Below are 17585 nucleotides of genomic sequence, written 5' to 3' on the forward strand. Positions count from 1 at the left end.
CAAAAATATGGAATCATTTAAGAAAAAACGAATCATCTTTAGAAGAAATTTAAATAATTTGGAGAAATTGATGTATTCAAAAAAGATTAATATAGATTTTAGCCATATAGATTGTCAAAACATATTAGATAATATCCACTATCTTATTATTATGAAATAGTTAGACATGAGCATTTTGCAACATTTGGTAAAAGCGTTGAAGAATTAGCTAAAGATGGAATAAATGCTGTATTACTAGATGAACATATAAAATTTAAGAAACCAATATCTGCTGGTGAAGTGGAAATAACAAACAAATTTACAAGATTATCAAAAGTAAAATTTGTCGCTGAACAAGAAATAAAAGTTGATGACAAAGTAGCTAGCACCAACAGATGTGAAATCACTTGTGTTCCAGCAACAGGTGGGAGACCATTTTTTCCAGAATATTTAAACCAATTTATACATGAAGAAGAGACTAATGTCTAAAATGTCTCATTCCAGTAAAGACCATAGTTATACCAGCCTTGTTTGCTGCATCGATAACTTCCTGATCATTTTTAGATCCTCCTGGCTGGATAACTGCAGTAGCTCCAACTTTTATACACTCTTCTAAACCATCTGCAAATGGAAAGAATGCATCTGAAGCAACTACAGAACCTTTAGCCCCTTCAAAAGCATTTGCTTTTTCTGCACCAATTCTAGCAGAATCAACTCGACTCATTTGCCCAGCACCAATTCCAACTGTCTGAGTATCTCTAGCATAGACGATAGCATTAGATTTAACATATTTAACTGCTTTCCATGCAAACATTAAATCTGCCCACTCTTCAGCTGTTGGCTGTCTATCTGTAACTACTTTACACTCTTCTTTCTTCACCGAACCATTATCGTAAGATTGAGATAAAATACCGCCACTAACATTCTTACTAATCATACGGCTAGATTTTGTATCAAACACAGCTCCTGTTTCAAGCACTCTTAAATTTTTCTTAGATGCTAGAACTTCTAATGCTTTTTCTGTATAAGATGGTGCAACTATCACTTCTAAAAACATTTTACCTAATGATTCTGCAAATGCTTCATCTACTTCACAGTTAAATGCCACAATACCACCAAATGCTGATACCGGATCACTAGATAAAGCCTTTTCCCAAGCATCTAAAGCATTTTTACCAGATGCTATACCACAAGGATTCGCATGCTTGATAATCGCACAAGACGGCTCTGTGAATTCACAAACCATCTCAAATGCACCATCTGCATCATTAATATTGTTGTAGGATAGTTCTTTACCTTGTAATTGCTTAGCATTAGTCACACAAACTTCTGATGTATCTGTAGTATATATAGCAGCTTTTTGGTGAGGATTCTCGCCATATCTTAATATATGCTTCAAAGTTCCAACTGAGAAAAGCTTCTCTGGATATTCTTCACATACTTGTGTACTAAACCATTCTGCAATATGTGCATCATATTCAGCTGTATGCGCAAACGCTTCTAATGCAAACTTTTTACGCAAATACTGAGTTGTTGCACCTTCATTTTCTGCCATTTCTCTTAACACTTCTTCATATTGTCTAGGATTTGTAACTATTGTTGTGTGCTTATGATTTTTTGCACAAGAGCGCACCATTGATGGCCCACCAATATCAATATTTTCTACACAGTCTGCAAAACTTGCACCTGACTTAACAGTATTAACAAATGGATATAAATTAACTACAACCATATCTATGCCATGAATACCATTTTCTCTCATAGCCTTGATATGCTCTGGATTATCTCTATCAGCTAAAATTCCACCATGAATTAGAGGATGTAGGGTTTTAACTCTACCATTCATTATTTCAGGAAAGTGTGTATGCTCAGAAACATCTTTAACTTTTATACCAGCATCTTTTAATGATTTTGAAGTACCTCCAGTAGACAAAATTTCTACCCCATACATAGCTAAACCTTTAGCAAACTCAACAACTCCTGTTTTATCGGAAACAGATATTAAAACTCTTTGAATTTTAGACATTTTTTAGAAAACTCCTATCACACAATTAATTAGAAAAATTATTTAACGCTAAATTATAACAATTTTAATCTCAAAAAACCTATAACCTAAGATTTATTACTTTTGATTTCTTAATCAATATATTAATATAGATAACATTAAATCATATATTTCTCTAAAAGCTAAAATATGACAAATATAGTAATTGTTGGTGCCCAGTGGGGTGATGAAGGTAAAGGTAAAATCGCTGATACTTTAGCAGAAAAAGCTGATTTCATTGTTCGTTACCAAGGTGGTAATAACGCTGGACATACTCTAGTGGTTGATGGAAAGAAAACCTTCCTTCACTTAGTTCCTTCAGGAGTTTTACATCCACATACCAAATGCGTTATAGGGCACGGTGTAGTGGTTGATCCTCTAGCTCTTAAAGAAGAAATTAATAGAATTAGAAATAGTGGTATTAAAATAACTAAAGAAAATCTATTCGTTTCTGAATCTTGCTCAATAATCACTTCTTACCACAAAATCTTAGATGCTTTAAGAGAAAGTAATGGAAAAGAGAAAATAGGCACAACAGGCAAAGGAATTGGCCCAGCATACGAAGATAAAGTTGCAAGAAAAGGTCTAAAATTTAAACACCTATTTGATAAAGAATTATTAAGAACACGTCTAGCAAATAGCCTTCAAGAAAAAGAAATATTGTTCAAAGATCTTTATAAAGTAAACTATCCTTCTTTAGATGAAGAAGTTGAGAGACTTTATGAACTAGGTCAAGAGTTAAAAGGTTTTGCTGCTGATACATTTTCTCTAATAGACTTGGCAACTCAAGAAGGCAAAAGCATTGTTTATGAAGGTGCTCAAGGCGTGCTATTAGATGTGGATTATGGTACATATCCTTTTGTAACATCTTCTAGTACATCAGTTGCTGGTGTTTACTCTGGTGCAACCACAGCAGGTAAAGAGATAAAGCATGTTATAGGCATTGCTAAAGCTTATACAACTAGAGTTGGTGAAGGTCCTTTCCCAACAGAGCTTTTTAATGATACTGGCGACTTCCTACAGAAAAAAGGTGGTGAGGTTGGCGTAACTACAGGAAGAACTCGTAGATGTGGTTGGCTTGACTTACCTTTGCTTAAATATTCTGCAAAATGTTCTAATTTAACTTCTATTGCATTAACAAAAGTAGATGTTTTATCAGGTATGGATGAATTAAAAGTCTGTATAGGATATAAGTATGAAGGAAAAGAAATATATTGTGCTTATCCAGGAATAGATTTATATAAGGTTGAGCCTATATATGTAGATTTAGACCCGTTTACTCTAGATGAAACTGTTACAAAAGAAAATGCTCCTAATGCTTTTAGAAAGTTTGTGAGAATAATTGAAAACTTCATAGAAATACCTGTATCCGCAGTTGCATACGGTCCTTCTAGAGAGCAAATATTATTTTTAGAAGATTATTTTAAATAAATTTATTTCACTAAAATTTACATAATACGGAGAATTTAAAATGGGTGCTTCTACAAAAGCAGATGTATATATTACAGCTGACGCTATTGAAAAAGAAGTTTCTAAATTAGCTGAAACGTTAAACAATGATTACAAAGGTCAAGAACTCACTCTTGTTTGTGTTCTGAAAGGCTCCTTCATGTTCTTTGCAGACCTTGTAAGGAAACTAGATCTAGATGTAAGAACACAATTCATAACAGCATCATCTTATGGATCTGGTTCAAAAAGCTCAGGCAAAGTAGCCTCAACTGTTGATGCTCTAAAAGAAGAATATATTAAAAATAAGAATATATTAGTCATCGAGGATATTGTAGATACTGGTCATACCTTTCATAGAATAATGGAGGGTTTAAAAAAATATGAACCAAAATCTCTAAAGTTCGCAACTCTTCTTTTTAAACCTGCTAGGCTAGAGAGAGAAGTTGATTTAGACTATATTTGCTTTGAGATAGAGGATAAATTTATCGTTGGATATGGACTAGACTTTGATGAGAAATATCGTGAACTTCCTTATATTGGATTGATGAAGAATTAATTTATATTTGATAAGGAATTTCTATAATAACTCTAGTTTTTCCTTTTGTTTCTTTTCTAGCACCTCTTAATGCCCATTTTAATAAGAAAACTCTCTGATTATGCAAAATATTATGCCAAAACTTACTATCTTCAACTCTTGGGATAATTACTGTACATAGGCTTCCATCTTTATTCTGAGCATCAGCTTCTTGTACATACTTAACAAAATAATAAAGAAATGATTGAAAGTCTGTTTCTATAACAGTAAGTTTTTGCTTAATATTAAATTCTTTCCAAGCTGCTTCTAGTTTTTGAGTTTCTTCTCTATCAATATTGATTGTAACTACCTCTATATTAGAAGATATCGTTTTAGCAAAATCTATGGCTTTCAAAGTTCCTCTGTGTAATTTTGATATTGGTATTAGAATTTTTGGCTGCTCTGTGAAAATCTCCTTTTCTGTATAAACATCCTCTATTCGTAATTTTAAGCTCTTATCAACTTTCAAATAATGTTTTCTTATTCTATAAAAAATAGCTATAAGTACTGGAAGTGCAACGATAACAATCCATGCCCCCTCAGTAAACTTAGATTCAGTAATAACTAAAACTGTTATAAAAGTAGCAATACATCCAACTAAATTTATAAAAGATCTGAATACCCAGCTTTTGACTTTCCTTCTTCTCTTATACCAAAAGACTATCAAGCCTGCTTGGCATAAAGTAAAGGCTAAAAATACCCCAATAGAATATAAAGGAATTAAAGCACTTGTATCCGCATGGAATGCTACTATTAAACATATCGCCAATATTGCCAATATTATAATTCCATTCCTAAAAGCTAACCTTTCATCCTTATTTTTTAGCTGTGCTGGTAAGAAACCATCCCTACTAAGTATTGAAGCTAAGACAGGAAAGGCCGCAAAGGATGTGTTTGCCGCAACAAGCAATATTAAACAGGTTGCTAATTGCAAAATGTAATACCAGAAGCCATCACCAAATATTAAATGAGCTAATTGAGAAAGAGAGCTCTGCTCTTCAACCGGACGGATGCCTAATTTAAACGATAAATAAGCTATCCCTAAAAACATCGAAATTAGTAAAACTATCAGCCAAATAAGGGTAATATTAGCATTTCTTCTTTTATCAGGTCTAAAAGAAGCAACACCATTTGCTATAGCTTCTATTCCTGTCATTGCTGAACATCCCGAAGAGAAAGCTCTTAATAACAAAGTTACTGTAAGAGCCTGATTCACAGTCTCAAGAGTTTGAGTCGTTCTTCTATAGTCTATAGGATGAAGGTTTCCGGTAAACAAATTATATGAACCAATTATTATCATCAATAGAATTATGATAATAAAACCATAAGTTGGCCAAATAAGAATAGAAGCTGAATCCCTGATTCCTCGCAGATTTAGCCAAGCTATAATAACTATTGAAAAAACTGCTATCTGTACAGAATGATTATAGAGCGAGGGAAAGGCTGAGGTAATAGCAAGTACTCCAGCAGAGGTACTTACAGAAACGGTTAATATATAATCTACAAGTAAAGCTGCTCCAGCTATCAGCCCCATAAATATACCCAAATTTTCTTTTGCTACTACATAAGCTCCTCCACCATTTGGATAAGCATTAATAGTTTGGATATATGAAATCCCTACAATAATAATTAAAGCAGCGATGAAGAAAGAAATATTAAGAGACATTGTTAAAGCAAAGGTCCCAGCCATTGCCAGAGTAGTTAAAATTTCCCCTGTAGCATAAGCAACTGATGACAAAGCATCTGAAGAAAAAGTAGCTAACCCATGTTTTTTAGAAAGAGTATATTGTTCTAATTTTGTTTTAGATATTGGATTACCAAAAATAATTGACCACATCTTTTATATCCTTTTATCTTAGTTTTATATGCCCTATGACTAACGACCAGCTAAGATACTCCTTTAAAACCGGTTAAGCAATTCTTGTTATAGCAAGCTACTTTTGCTAAAAATCGACTTTGACGCATAGGTATTTATATGTAAACATTTAAGTATAGTTTATTAGTTTGGAGAAGATTATATATGAAAAAAAATATATTAAACCAAATCCATGAAACTATTTTTGAACAAACTGGTATTAGCGTAGATGAAAAATATATTGAAGATGAAATATATGCTTCTTTAGATACTTCTGAAATTGCTGGGAATATAGCTACAAAAGTTATGATCAATTATATTGAATCAAAAGATCTGAATCTTAAAAACACTCCGGCAAACTCTACAGAAGTGCGAAAATATTTAGAGAAAAACTCAAAAAAAGATTTTTAATAATTACTATTCATTTTTTTTGAAGTTTATTACCAACATTCTCATCTTTTGAAAGATTCATCATACCCTCATCATCAGCTATCATTTTATGCTCTAAGTCAGTAACAGTTTCTTCTTTATCAGAAAGATTTTCTTCGTAATTTTCTTTCTTATACTTCTGCCATTTTTTATCTAAACTTAATACATATCTACATGCTTCCTCTATGAAATGATCTTTATACTTTATTTCAGCCCACTTCATATATTCAATCATTTCATTAAAAACACTTTCATTTAATCTTATTCTTAAAGGAACTTTTTCTTCTTTATTTTTTCCTTTTATCAAAGGCATAATCACTCCATGAATAATCATTAAGGCTATTGATTCAATAATATTTGTTACAAAATATTTTGTCAACTCTTATGTCATCTTAAAGCGCTAAAATGATGCCAAGAATATATCAGGCTTGTTAAGCCAATTGACAAAAGATAATAAAACAAATAATATTGCCTTTGAGATTTGAGAAATTAAAAAAATTAAAATAAGAAATGAGGAGAAAATGATGACGAAAAATAGAAAACTTATAACTTAAAATTACTATCATCTAACTGATCTTTATACTATTTATCCTTCTGACTTCTGCTTGCTGGCTTGGAATGACTACGGCTACTAGCAAACCAATGGAGCAAATTAATACTAATAACATACTTAAACCTATAATTGATGATGTTACTCCCATCACATATGTAGCAATCATTGGCATAAATCCAGAAATGGCATTACCAAAGCCCAACCCTATAGAACACCCTATAGCCCTTACTTGAGGAGGGAAAACTTCCGTAAAATATGGATTTGAAGCTCCTTGTGTTAATGCAGTAGTAACCGCAAGCAAAAATACACTTATTGAAATTATATAAATGTTTTGTAAATGCATTATTAAAACTAGAGGGATCATAATTAAGCTTACTATCAAATAAGCAGCTATATGAAATCTTTTTCTTCCGATAATATCTGATAAAAACCCAAATAAAGGTGTTAATATACAAATACCTATTAATCCTAATGTACTAACACCTAAAGCTGTACTTATTGATAAGCCTAGTTCTGTTTCCATATAAGAAACCATATAGGTGACAACCAAGAAATATAATCCTCCTGTACAAGTAGATAAAACCACTATAAGAATAAGTCTATTACTATAATGTTTTAACAAAATTTGTACCGGAGTCTTTTCTCTTGGGGCATTGTTTACCTCACCTTTATCATTCTCTCGTAAAAATAAGTGAATTATCAGTAAAATAAAGCTTAACGCAAAAGGAATTCGCCAAGCCCAACTCTGATCTTCTTTGGGTAATAAACTAAACAATCCATAACTTACCCCTGCAGCTATAAGATAGCCAACCACAGAAGTAGAATAAGCTATTCCAAGACTTAATCCTCTATACTTCAGAGCCTTATCTTCTGCAGTAATAGTTAGCAAATTACCAAACTGTCCTCCAGCTGAAAGACCTTGTAATAATCTAATCATTATTAATAGTAAAGGAGCAAATAGTCCAATTTGTTTAGATGTTGGTAAAAATGCTACAGCCATAGTACTTATAGACATCAAGGTTATAGAGATATTCATAGCATAATGCCTACCAACTTTATCGCCTATATATCCAAATAATATAGAACCAACTGGTCTAGCAATAAAACCGACGCCAAAGGCTCCAAAAGCAGCCATTAGAGATATCCAATGATTATTAGAGGGAAAAAATTGAATTGCTATTATAGTAGCAAAATACCCATATAACGAGAAATCATACCATTCTATAATATTGCCAAAAGAACTTTTCAAAGTTCTTACTACTGAGCTTAATAACAAAAGTTAATATCTCTTTTAAAAATAAGTCATACCTTTACATGATAAATTATTAATATGTTAAATCCAAATAAGACTTAAGCAAATTATAAGTTAGGTGATTGGGACATTTTCTAAATTCTTAGGCTTAAAAATAAAAATATAAAACATTATTATAAAAAGCCCTATCGCATAGATTATCTGAGTCCATGCGTATGCTGAAAAAGATATTACTGAATGAAAGCTTAAATTGGTTACTCCGGATAAAGTAGCCAAAACAATCCCTACCCAAGAAATAGCAAAAGCACTTGTAAGCTGAATTATTGTGCTATTAATAATTGTTGCTACGCCCATGTGATCATTATTATCTAAAGAATTATAAATTGCTGCATTAATTATTATAGTGAAAGTACCAAAACAACAACCTAACAAAGTTAATAAAACAAGAAACTCAATAAAATTGAAATATAAAAACACATAACCAATAGCTATATAAATTAGAGCCATTAAACCTACATTTATAATAAAGAATTTATAAAAATGAAGCTTTGCCAATATTGATTTGACTAATTTCTTTACTAGCCATACAGGAATAATAAAAGCCATAAGAGATAATCCAGAGTAAAAAGCGCTAAAGCCTTGCTTAGTCTGTAAATATAAAGGAAATATAAACATCATCCCCATAATAACTAAACGAGAAAGCGTACTAATAACTATAAAATATCTAAAACATTCATTTTTAAATACATTTAAGTTAATAACAGCATTATCTTGTAATTTTTTAGCATGCCCTAAATAAAAGAATCCTAATATAATCGATAAAGTAAGAGATAATGTTTTCCATAATAAGGAAATCTCCTGATCAATCATTAAATCAACAAAAAGCATTAAAAATGCTATAGAACTCCCTATAATTAAAAATCCCTTTAAATCAAACTTTGCTTGAACTTTCTCCAACTTAGTTCTTGGTAAATAAAAATAGACTAATATTATAGCGACAATCCCTATAGGTAAATTTATGAAAAATATCATTCTCCAGCCAATATATGTCGTAATAATTCCTCCAACCAATGGTCCAATCATAGGTCCTATTGTAGCAATGACCGCCACTACTGACATTGCTGCTAACATATTTCCTTTAAATATCCTAACCATAGTCAATCTAGCCACAGGCATAGTAAAGGCACCAAACACCCCCTGAAATGCTCTAAAAATAATTAACGAGGTAATGTTAGTTGATAAGCCACAAGCCATTGAAGAAATTACAAAACCACTTATAGAAATAAATAATAAATTTTTATTTCCAAATTTATCTGCAAACCATGCTGATGCTGGTATAAATAACCCTAAAGTTAATAAATAAACTGTTATAGCAACTTTTAATGTAATAGCGTTAACTTGTAAGCTAATAGCTATCTGAGGCAAAGCTGTATTTAGAGCAGATCCATCAATGAGCTCCATTAACATAATCACCCCAATCGTATAGGCAATAATCTTTTTTTGATCCATAGATAAAAATAAACCCATCTTAAATGAGTACTTATAGGATAAATGATAGCCTAAAAGGTTGGAAGTAAATTATGAATTAATTTGACCAATATTAGCAACCCACATAGTTGCAACACAGACTAAAATACTATAACCTTTTTCAAAAATATTAAATTAACCTTTTAATGCTATCTAACAGAGACGCTACTGTCAGAAAAATCATTCCTTATTATGTTGCCTTTTGCTGGTTTGCAGCTATCACATCATCTTTTATTACGACCATCATCACCCATGATAAATGGATTGCAGGAGACTGGCTAATAAACTATGAGGGTGGTTTTGTAAGAAGAGGAATCATTGGTCAAGTAATATATGAGCTTTCAGAGCTAACTGCTATTTCTCCTGGAACTTTTGTTTTTCTTATATTATTAAGCCTATTTTCTTTATATTACTACTGTATAAACTACTTACTAAAAAAACAAGAACATATTCTTCCTTATGTATTTTTGGTATTTGCACCGTTTACACTTGCATTTCAGGTAACCTCTCCTGAGGATATAAGAAAACCAGCAATTTGCTATGCATTATTAGCTTTAACAATTGTTTTCACACACAAGTTAAGTAAGAAGCATTTCAATATCTTCTTTTACGCTCTGATGGTGATCGGATTTCCAATCGTACTATTAGCTCATGAAGCTACTATGATTTTTGTACCATACTTCCTTATTACTTATTTATACGTTAATAAAGTAACTATAAAAAGCTTTATTAAGATGATAGTTATATCTATACCCGCTGCTGTAGTTTTCTGGGGAGTAATTATATTTGCTAGATATATCCCATTAGACCAAATGCTGATGATTAAAAAATCTCTTGCTGCCCTTGGGTATACGTTTAAAGAAGCTGGATCTATCGAGTTTTTATCATGTGATTTACAAGTAATTATAAGCTTAAAATATATCATCTACTATTCACTGGGACTTGCTCTAGCATGCCTAGCTTTCATACCGATAAGATCAAGACTAGCATATATCTTTAAAGACAAAGTACTTTTACTTCTATTCTTAGCAGCAGTTGTAATGACACTTACTATTATGGCTATTACCGTTGACTGGGGTAGAGATATATGTTGGAATCTTATCCCTTTATTCTTATTAACTCTTATAAAGCAAGATGATAATAAGACAGAAGAAAATCTAAAAGAGTCGAAGCTATACCATGTTAATGGTAAAAAGCTTGTGATTGCATGTATAGCATATTTAACTCTATGGAATATGTCAGCTTTAGATCCAGAAGATAGAATGTTTATACCGCTAGCTGCAGCAAAACTGATTATCCACATGGATGATCTAGATGCATACTACAAGCCAGAAGTAGGGAAAAATATCTGTGAGCAAACCAACTATCTTCCTTTCAAATAAACAATTTTTACTCAATTAAAGACTCTATAAAAATATAGTGATCTCTATCAACTCACAATATAATATATTGCTTATAACTTTATTAAATAATCTAGTTAGAAATATTTTTTTAAATAAAGGAAGAAGAATGAAAACTAAAAAACCAAGTTTATTTACTGCAATTGCGCTAAGCGTTGGAACAATGGTTGGTAGTGGATGGCTTTATGCCTCATACTATGCATCTCAAGCAGCTGGAGCAGCTTCTATACTTTCTTGGATTATTGGTGCAATTATCGTATTAGCTATGGCATTTCTTTTATCAGAGATTGCAGTTAAATATCCAAATAATGGTGTTTTCACACAACTAACGACTATATCTCACAATAAACATTTTGGTTTTGTGACAGGGTTATCAAACTGGATGCTAGGTCTTATAATTGTCCCATCAGAAGCGATGGCTACAACACAATATATAGCATCTATTTATCCACCATCTACACCTTATATATTTGCTAATGGCGCACTAACTTTTAGTGGTGTTATTATAGTTGCCTTATTTATGATAATTTACACCTTAATCAACTATTGGGGTATAAAATCACTTTCAAAAATAAATAACTGGCTAACTCTACTAAAAATAGTAATACCTATTGCTACAGCTATTATTGTAATGATCACAGCTTTTCATAGTAGTAACTTTAGTGGTGAATATGTTAGCTTTATGCCAAATGGAGTTGGAAGTATTTTTAGTGCTATAGTTTCTTGCGGTATTTTTTACTCTTTCTTTGGTTTTCAGATGGCAGCAAGTTTCTCAGCTGAGCTAGAAAATCCTAAACGTAATATCCCTATTGCGCTTATAAGTAGTGTGGTTATAGTACTAATGATTTATTTATTGCTACAAATCTCATTCATAGGCGCAGTGCCTACAGAGATGGTTAAAAATGGTTGGGGTGCTTTAAATTTTGAATCTCCTCTTGCTCAACTTGCTGGGATTTTAGGCTTAAATGCTCTAACTATAGTTCTTTATGCAGATGCTTTAGTTAGCCCTTCTGGTACTGGGATAGTTTATCTAGGTGGCTCTACTCGTATGCTTAATGAAATGGCAAAATCAGAGCAAATGCCCGAGTATTTTAATAGAGTAAACCCTACTGTGAATGTCTCTCGTACTTCTTTGATCTTCACACTAATCTGCTCAATGTTACTGATACTATTTTTCCGTAACTGGCAGATGATTGCTTCATTAACTACAACTTTCATTCTTGTGTCGTGTGTGGCCCTACCAGTTTCTTATGCAAAGCTTAAAGCTAACAAATCTGATCCTCTACCGATTAGCTATCTTCCTCTTCCTCAGTTAGTAGCATTCTGTGTGTATCTAGTTTTAACATATTTATTAATGATCGCTGGAATACTTAATCTAGTTATAGCCCTAATCCTTCATGTAGGATTCTTTGTGATATATGCCTATGTAAACTCTAAACATCAACTTAATAAAATCATCAAAGCTTTTGCATCATCTTGGAGTATATTTGCATATTTAGCTTTTGAACTTATTGCCGCTATAATCCATGACAGCATTTCAAATCATGGACTTTTCTATACTATATTTATTCCAGTATCAATTATCTTTTATATACTAATGGTTAGTCAGAAAACACATTTAGACTAATCAAAAAATATTTCTTCTTTACTATGTATTATCAAAATTATCTAGCTTTATAGCTTTGTTATGGGCTATATTAAATTTAGCATATATAAAAATGTGAACTAAGAATGAAAGTATTCAAACACTTATATGCACAGATTTTAATAGGTATCTTTATAGGTATTATATTAGGTTTCCTTGCACCGCATATAGCTATCTCCCTTAAGCCTTTTGCTGATGTTTTTGTCAAACTCATAAAGTTACTGATCGCTCCGATTATATTTTTAACTCTGGTTTCTGGTATAGCTGCTATGAGTGACCTAAAAGCAGTCGGTAAAATCGGTGGTATCGCCCTAATCTACTTCTTTATAATGACAATTATGGCTCTAATTGTCGGGATGGTTGTAGCAAATTTATTTACTCCTGGACATGGTTTAAATATAGATCCAAACTCTTTAAACATAGACTCTGCAAAAGCCTATATGGGAAATGTCGAACATGTTGAAAATATCCAAGATTTCTTCATGAACATTATTCCTAATACATTTGTAGGGGCTTTCACAAAGGGAGATATATTACAGGTTCTATTTGTAGCAATACTATTTGCTGTTGGTCTTGTGATGTATGGAGCTCAAGGTAAACCAATACTTACTGGGATACAGAGTTTATCAAAAGTATTTTTTAAAATAATTCATGTGATTATGTACTATTCACCTTTAGCTGCCTGTGCTGCTATGGGATATACAGTAGGGATGTATGGAGCAGGAACATTGCTCGGATTAGTTGGGCTATTATTATGTTTTTACATTACTTGCCTTATATTTATATTAGTTCTTCTAGGAATAGTTTTACGCCTATTCTGCGGTATTAGTATCTTTAAACTACTTGGATATATCAAGACTGAGATATTTATTGTACTTGGGACTTCATCTTCTGAAACTGTTTTACCCAACTTGATAGAAAAACTTGAGAATCTCGGCTGTGATGAATCCGTGGTTGGTCTAGTAATACCAACAGGCTACTCATTCAACCTAGATGGAACTGCTATTTACTTATCATTAGCAGCTATATTTATAGCTCAGGCTTTAAATGTAGATCTAACAATCCAGCAACAGATATTTATGTTAGCTATTATGGTGATTAGCTCAAAAGGTGCAGCAGGTGTTACAGGTAGTGGATTTATTATCCTAGCAAGTACACTAAGTGCTTTAGGAACAGTTCCAGTTGCAGGGATAGTCATAATACTAGGTATTGATAGATTTATGTCAGAAGGTCGCGCTATCACAAATATGATAGGGAATACTGTCGGTACAATAGTGATATCTAAATGGCAAGGTAAGCTAGATATGGAAGTCTTAAAGCGAGAGTTGAAAGCTTAAGAATATAAATCAATACTTCTCGTAATAGTCAAATCAATTAAATATAATCTTTGTATAGACCTTAAAATAATTTTATCTAAATGCTTATAAACCTAAGTCAAAAAAACAAATTCTGGTACTAATATTTCTTAAATATTGAAGAATTATATTTTCAGAAATAGAAGTTATGAAAGGGGTGAGAGTGTGATTAAATCATTAGATATAAAATATGTAGCTACTTATGATGAGCATGGTATACAGCTAGCAGACTTGAAAAAAGTAAATTTTATTTATGGAGCGAATGGATGTGGAAAAACAACAATATCTAATTTTATTTATAATCCTCAAGAACCTAAATACAATGCTTGTGCTATTGAATGGACTAATGGCTTGGAGTTACAAACCTTAGTTTACAACAAAGCCTTTAGAGATAGAAATTTTGGTAAAGGTAAAATTGCTGGAGTTTTTACTCTTGGAGAAGCAACAAAAGAAGATTTAGAAGAGATTGATAGAAAGCAAAAAGAACTAGAAGACCTTAAAAGTACTGGTATAAAGAAAAAAGAAACACTTCAAAAGCAAAAAGAAAAGAGACAAGACTCAGAAAATAAATTCAGAGATGATGTTTGGGCAGATGTTTATAAAAAGTATGAGAGTGATTTTAAAGAAGCGTTTAGGGGTACGATGCAAAAAGAATCATTTAAAAACAAACTTCTATTAGAGTCAAAAAATAACACAAAAACATTAGAAATATATGAAAAATTAAAAGAAAAAGCTAGAACAATATTTGGAAAGCAACTGCAAAAAATTGATCCAATAAGCATTATTTCATCTAATAGAGTTATAGAAATTGAAAAAAATAAAATTTGGAATAAAACTATAATTGGTAAAGCGGATGTGGATATTGCTAAATTGATCCAAAAATTAAATATCAGTGACTGGGTAAGTCAAGGTAAGGATTATATTCAGGACAAAACTTGTCCATTTTGTCAAAAAGAAACTATTACAGATGAATTTAGTAGTCAACTTGAAGAATTTTTTGATGATACATATCTCCATGATGTTAATGAAGTGAGTAGTTTAAAAGATAATTATAATACTCTGACACAAAATATAATTAACCAGTTAAATGAGATTGAGCAATATCAAAAGAACTTAGGTAATTCAAAATTAGATCTTGAAAAGTTTTCATCCTATTTAAAAACTCTTACAAGTCAAATTACTACAAATTATGAATATTTAAATAATAAGGTAAAAGAGCCAAGTAGAAGTATAAATCTGACCTCAATTAGTCAGCAGTTTGAGCTAATTATCGGCTTGATTGAAAAAGCTAATTTTGAGATAAGTAAGCATAATAGTATTGTAGATAATTTTCAGAAAGAAAAAAAAGAGTTACTTTCAGGCATTTGGCAATTTTTGTCAAGTGAATATAAAGATAAAATTGATGCTTTTAATAAGGAACAAAAAGGTTTAAAAACAGGAATCTCTAACTTACAGGATCAGCTTGAAAATGAAAGAAAGATGTATAAGAATCTAAAGAGTTGTATAGAGGGGCTAAATAAAAATGTTACAAGCATTCAGCCGACTATTGATGAAATAAATAGACTCTTGAAATACTATGGCTTTTTAAACTTCGAAATTGTTCCTACTAAAGATGATGGGTTCTATCAGATTCAACGTGAAGATGGAACAAGTGCAGAAGCTACGTTAAGTGAGGGAGAGGTTACTTTTATAACTTTCTTATATTATCTACAACTTACAAAAGGTAGTACATCTAAGGAAGATGTTAATAACGAGAGAGTTTTGATTATTGATGACCCTATCTCAAGTTTGGATAGTAATGTTCTGTTTGTAGTTAGTACATTGATAAAAGATATTATTCAAAATGTAAAAACTGGAAAAGGTAGTGTTAAACAAATAATTTTACTAACACATAATGTTTATTTTCATAAAGAGATATCATTTATAAATAGTAGAATAAAAGAGTGTAATGAAACTAATTTTTGGATTTTAAGGAAAAATAATACAATAACAACCTTGCAGGCTTTTGGAGAATCTAATCCTATTCAGTCATCATATGAACTTTTATGGTGTGAGCTAAATAGTAGTGAATATAGCTCAACTTTAACAATTCAAAACATAATGCGTAGAATAATAGAGAATTATTTTAAATTACTCGGTAAGTATAGAGATGATGATTTAATTTCCAAATTTGAAACTAAAGAAGAACGAGAAATTTGTCGCTCTTTAATATCTTGGGTAAATGATGGGTCTCATAGTATGAACGATGATTTGTATATAGAGCTTCAAGATAGAACTATTGAGAATTATAAAAAAGTTTTTAAAGATATTTTTTATAAAATGAAACATGATGCTCATTATGAAATGATGTCTAAGAGTGGAAAACTATAATGGCTAAATTTGAAAACGCTTTTAGCATAAAGCTTGATAAAGAGATTGCACCATTTGAGTATAGTAAAATAGGTATACATAGCGTTGGTGATTTAGAATGTATTGAATGTCGAAATTTAAAGATTGATAATCCTGCAAAACTACATCTGAAAAGAAGAAAAAAAGAATCTGGCATAACATATTTTTATGCAACAAATCCAAAATCATCTCATCATAAAAAATGTAGATTTTATGAGAAATTTACAGATACTGAAATAGTAGAACTATTTCAATTAGAATCACCATCTGAAGATGATTTAAACAAGATGAACAATTTAATTGAGCAAAATTTACTTGTTGCAATTAGACAAAATAAGTCATCTTTAGAAAGTGAAGATAAAGAAAGTTGTGATGAAAATAATGCGGATGGAAAAGGTACGCAAAAATCTCATAAAAAAGGCGTAAATAAAGGTAGGAAAAAAGACTATATAGAGAAAGTATCTATCAATAAGATAAATTATGATGGAGATTGTTTTGATAGATTAGTATGTATTCATGGAATTGTAAAAATAAATGTCTCCACACTTATAAAAAAAAGTACTACCCAAGAATTTAAAAATAAAAGGGTAGTTTTTTATAATAAAAATGACAAAATAGCTTTTTCTCTCCTTTTAGGAGAGTATGTTGCTAGATTACTGGGTTTAGAAAATGATGGATTTATTGAAAATATAACTTTTGCGATAGTTGGTAAACTTGTAATCAAAACTGTAAATAAAGTTGACTATATAAATTGTGAGAGTTTTATTGGTAACTATTTTACAGATAGGGAAATGATAATTGAAAAGTAATCTAATTAATGCGGATGAAATAATATCTATGTTTGATACTGAAATATTTAAAGAAGCTGTTGAAGAGTTAGAACAAAATGAAATATTATTTGAAGGACAGTTCCCTTTTTTAAATGATTCGAGTATGAGAGATAGAAATCTCAATGCTCAAAAGGAAATTTTAAAAAAATTTGGCTATTGTAATCCTGATGATATACACAACCTTTCTTTTGAAGTTGGAGAAGGTTGGATGCATTGTTTTTGTGTATTTGGCAATCGTTTTGAAGAGATAAAAGATGTTAGAAACGCAGTAATTGAATATTTTAAAAAATAGTACTAAGCAAATT

15 protein-coding genes are annotated in these 17585 nt (G+C 31.2%); 10 read left to right on the plus strand and 5 right to left on the minus strand.

Annotated elements, in window-relative coordinates:
* Positions 1–156: 156 nt before the first annotated feature.
* Positions 157–468, plus strand: coding sequence for an acyl-CoA thioesterase (locus KX01_RS09280; protein WP_083578880.1), 312 nt, complete (start codon positions 157–159; stop codon positions 466–468).
* On the opposite strand, the gene purH is transcribed toward KX01_RS09280, so the two are convergent.
* Positions 458–2005, minus strand: coding sequence for a bifunctional phosphoribosylaminoimidazolecarboxamide formyltransferase/IMP cyclohydrolase (gene purH, locus KX01_RS01500; RefSeq protein ID WP_071663314.1), 1548 nt, complete (start codon positions 2003–2005; stop codon positions 458–460). The genes KX01_RS09280 and purH overlap by 11 nt on opposite strands.
* Before the next feature lie 168 nt (positions 2006–2173).
* On the opposite strand from purH, the gene KX01_RS01505 reads away from it, so the two are divergent.
* Together KX01_RS01505 and hpt are read left to right on the plus strand one after the other, a co-directional pair.
* Entirely contained in the window at positions 2174–3454 is a 1281-nt protein-coding gene (locus KX01_RS01505; RefSeq protein ID WP_071663315.1) for an adenylosuccinate synthase, read from the plus strand.
* A 40-nt stretch (positions 3455–3494) separates the two neighbouring features.
* Positions 3495–4028, plus strand: a complete 534-nt coding sequence (gene hpt / locus KX01_RS01510; RefSeq protein WP_071663316.1) for a hypoxanthine phosphoribosyltransferase — start codon at positions 3495–3497, stop codon at positions 4026–4028.
* Position 4029: 1 nt separating this feature from the next.
* On the opposite strand, the gene KX01_RS01515 is transcribed toward hpt, so the two are convergent.
* Positions 4030–5883 (minus strand): APC family permease, encoded by a 1854-nt coding sequence (locus KX01_RS01515; protein WP_071663317.1) that lies wholly within the window; start codon positions 5881–5883, stop codon positions 4030–4032.
* A gap of 183 nt (positions 5884–6066) precedes the next feature.
* Here KX01_RS01515 and KX01_RS01520 point away from each other — a divergent pair, with 183 nt between their 5' ends.
* Entirely contained in the window at positions 6067–6312 is a 246-nt protein-coding gene (locus KX01_RS01520) for a hypothetical protein (RefSeq protein WP_071663318.1), read from the plus strand.
* A gap of 10 nt (positions 6313–6322) precedes the next feature.
* On the opposite strand, the gene KX01_RS01525 is transcribed toward KX01_RS01520, so the two are convergent.
* From KX01_RS01525 to KX01_RS01535, 3 genes are all read right to left on the minus strand, one after another.
* Complete coding sequence (locus KX01_RS01525; protein ID WP_198021097.1) at positions 6323–6709, minus strand: hypothetical protein; 387 nt, start codon at positions 6707–6709, stop codon at positions 6323–6325.
* Between the two features lie 187 nt (positions 6710–6896).
* On the minus strand, positions 6897–8132 hold the full coding sequence (locus KX01_RS01530; RefSeq protein ID WP_198021098.1) for an MFS transporter: 1236 nt from the start codon (positions 8130–8132) through the stop codon (positions 6897–6899).
* 117 nt (positions 8133–8249) lie between these two features.
* Positions 8250–9644 (minus strand): MFS transporter, encoded by a 1395-nt coding sequence (locus KX01_RS01535; protein ID WP_071664720.1) that lies wholly within the window; start codon positions 9642–9644, stop codon positions 8250–8252.
* A 164-nt stretch (positions 9645–9808) separates the two neighbouring features.
* On the opposite strand from KX01_RS01535, the gene KX01_RS01540 reads away from it, so the two are divergent.
* From KX01_RS01540 to KX01_RS01565, 6 genes are all read left to right on the plus strand, one after another.
* Positions 9809–11044, plus strand: coding sequence for a hypothetical protein (locus tag KX01_RS01540; protein WP_071663321.1), 1236 nt, complete (start codon positions 9809–9811; stop codon positions 11042–11044).
* 127 nt (positions 11045–11171) lie between these two features.
* Complete coding sequence (locus KX01_RS01545) at positions 11172–12689, plus strand: APC family permease (protein ID WP_071663322.1); 1518 nt, start codon at positions 11172–11174, stop codon at positions 12687–12689.
* A 104-nt stretch (positions 12690–12793) separates the two neighbouring features.
* Entirely contained in the window at positions 12794–14044 is a 1251-nt protein-coding gene (gene dctA / locus KX01_RS01550; protein WP_071663323.1) for a C4-dicarboxylate transporter DctA, read from the plus strand.
* A gap of 183 nt (positions 14045–14227) precedes the next feature.
* Entirely contained in the window at positions 14228–16432 is a 2205-nt protein-coding gene (locus KX01_RS01555; RefSeq protein ID WP_198021099.1) for an AAA family ATPase, read from the plus strand.
* Positions 16432–17259 carry a hypothetical protein gene (locus KX01_RS01560; RefSeq protein ID WP_071663325.1) on the plus strand — a complete coding sequence of 276 codons (828 nt, stop codon included), beginning with the start codon at positions 16432–16434 and terminating at the stop codon, positions 17257–17259. The genes KX01_RS01555 and KX01_RS01560 overlap by 1 nt, the downstream gene beginning before the upstream one ends.
* Positions 17249–17572 (plus strand): hypothetical protein, encoded by a 324-nt coding sequence (locus tag KX01_RS01565; RefSeq protein WP_071663326.1) that lies wholly within the window; start codon positions 17249–17251, stop codon positions 17570–17572. The genes KX01_RS01560 and KX01_RS01565 overlap by 11 nt, the downstream gene beginning before the upstream one ends.
* Positions 17573–17585: the final 13 nt, after the last annotated feature.

The organism is Francisella frigiditurris, assembly GCF_001880225.1.
Taxonomy (GTDB): Bacteria; Pseudomonadota; Gammaproteobacteria; order Francisellales; family Francisellaceae; genus Francisella; species Francisella frigiditurris.

Coding starts and splice junctions, on each gene's coding strand:
- purH (WP_071663314.1), bottom strand. CDS start 2,005: ATGTCTAAAATTCAAAGAGTTTTAATATCTGTTTCCGATAAAACAGGA.
- KX01_RS01505 (WP_071663315.1), top strand. CDS start 2,174: ATGACAAATATAGTAATTGTTGGTGCCCAGTGGGGTGATGAAGGTAAA.
- hpt (WP_071663316.1), top strand. CDS start 3,495: ATGGGTGCTTCTACAAAAGCAGATGTATATATTACAGCTGACGCTATT.
- KX01_RS01515 (WP_071663317.1), bottom strand. CDS start 5,883: ATGTGGTCAATTATTTTTGGTAATCCAATATCTAAAACAAAATTAGAA.
- KX01_RS01520 (WP_071663318.1), top strand. CDS start 6,067: ATGAAAAAAAATATATTAAACCAAATCCATGAAACTATTTTTGAACAA.
- KX01_RS01535 (WP_071664720.1), bottom strand. CDS start 9,644: ATGGATCAAAAAAAGATTATTGCCTATACGATTGGGGTGATTATGTTA.
- KX01_RS01540 (WP_071663321.1), top strand. CDS start 9,809: ATGCTATCTAACAGAGACGCTACTGTCAGAAAAATCATTCCTTATTAT.
- KX01_RS01545 (WP_071663322.1), top strand. CDS start 11,172: ATGAAAACTAAAAAACCAAGTTTATTTACTGCAATTGCGCTAAGCGTT.
- dctA (WP_071663323.1), top strand. CDS start 12,794: ATGAAAGTATTCAAACACTTATATGCACAGATTTTAATAGGTATCTTT.
- KX01_RS01560 (WP_071663325.1), top strand. CDS start 16,432: ATGGCTAAATTTGAAAACGCTTTTAGCATAAAGCTTGATAAAGAGATT.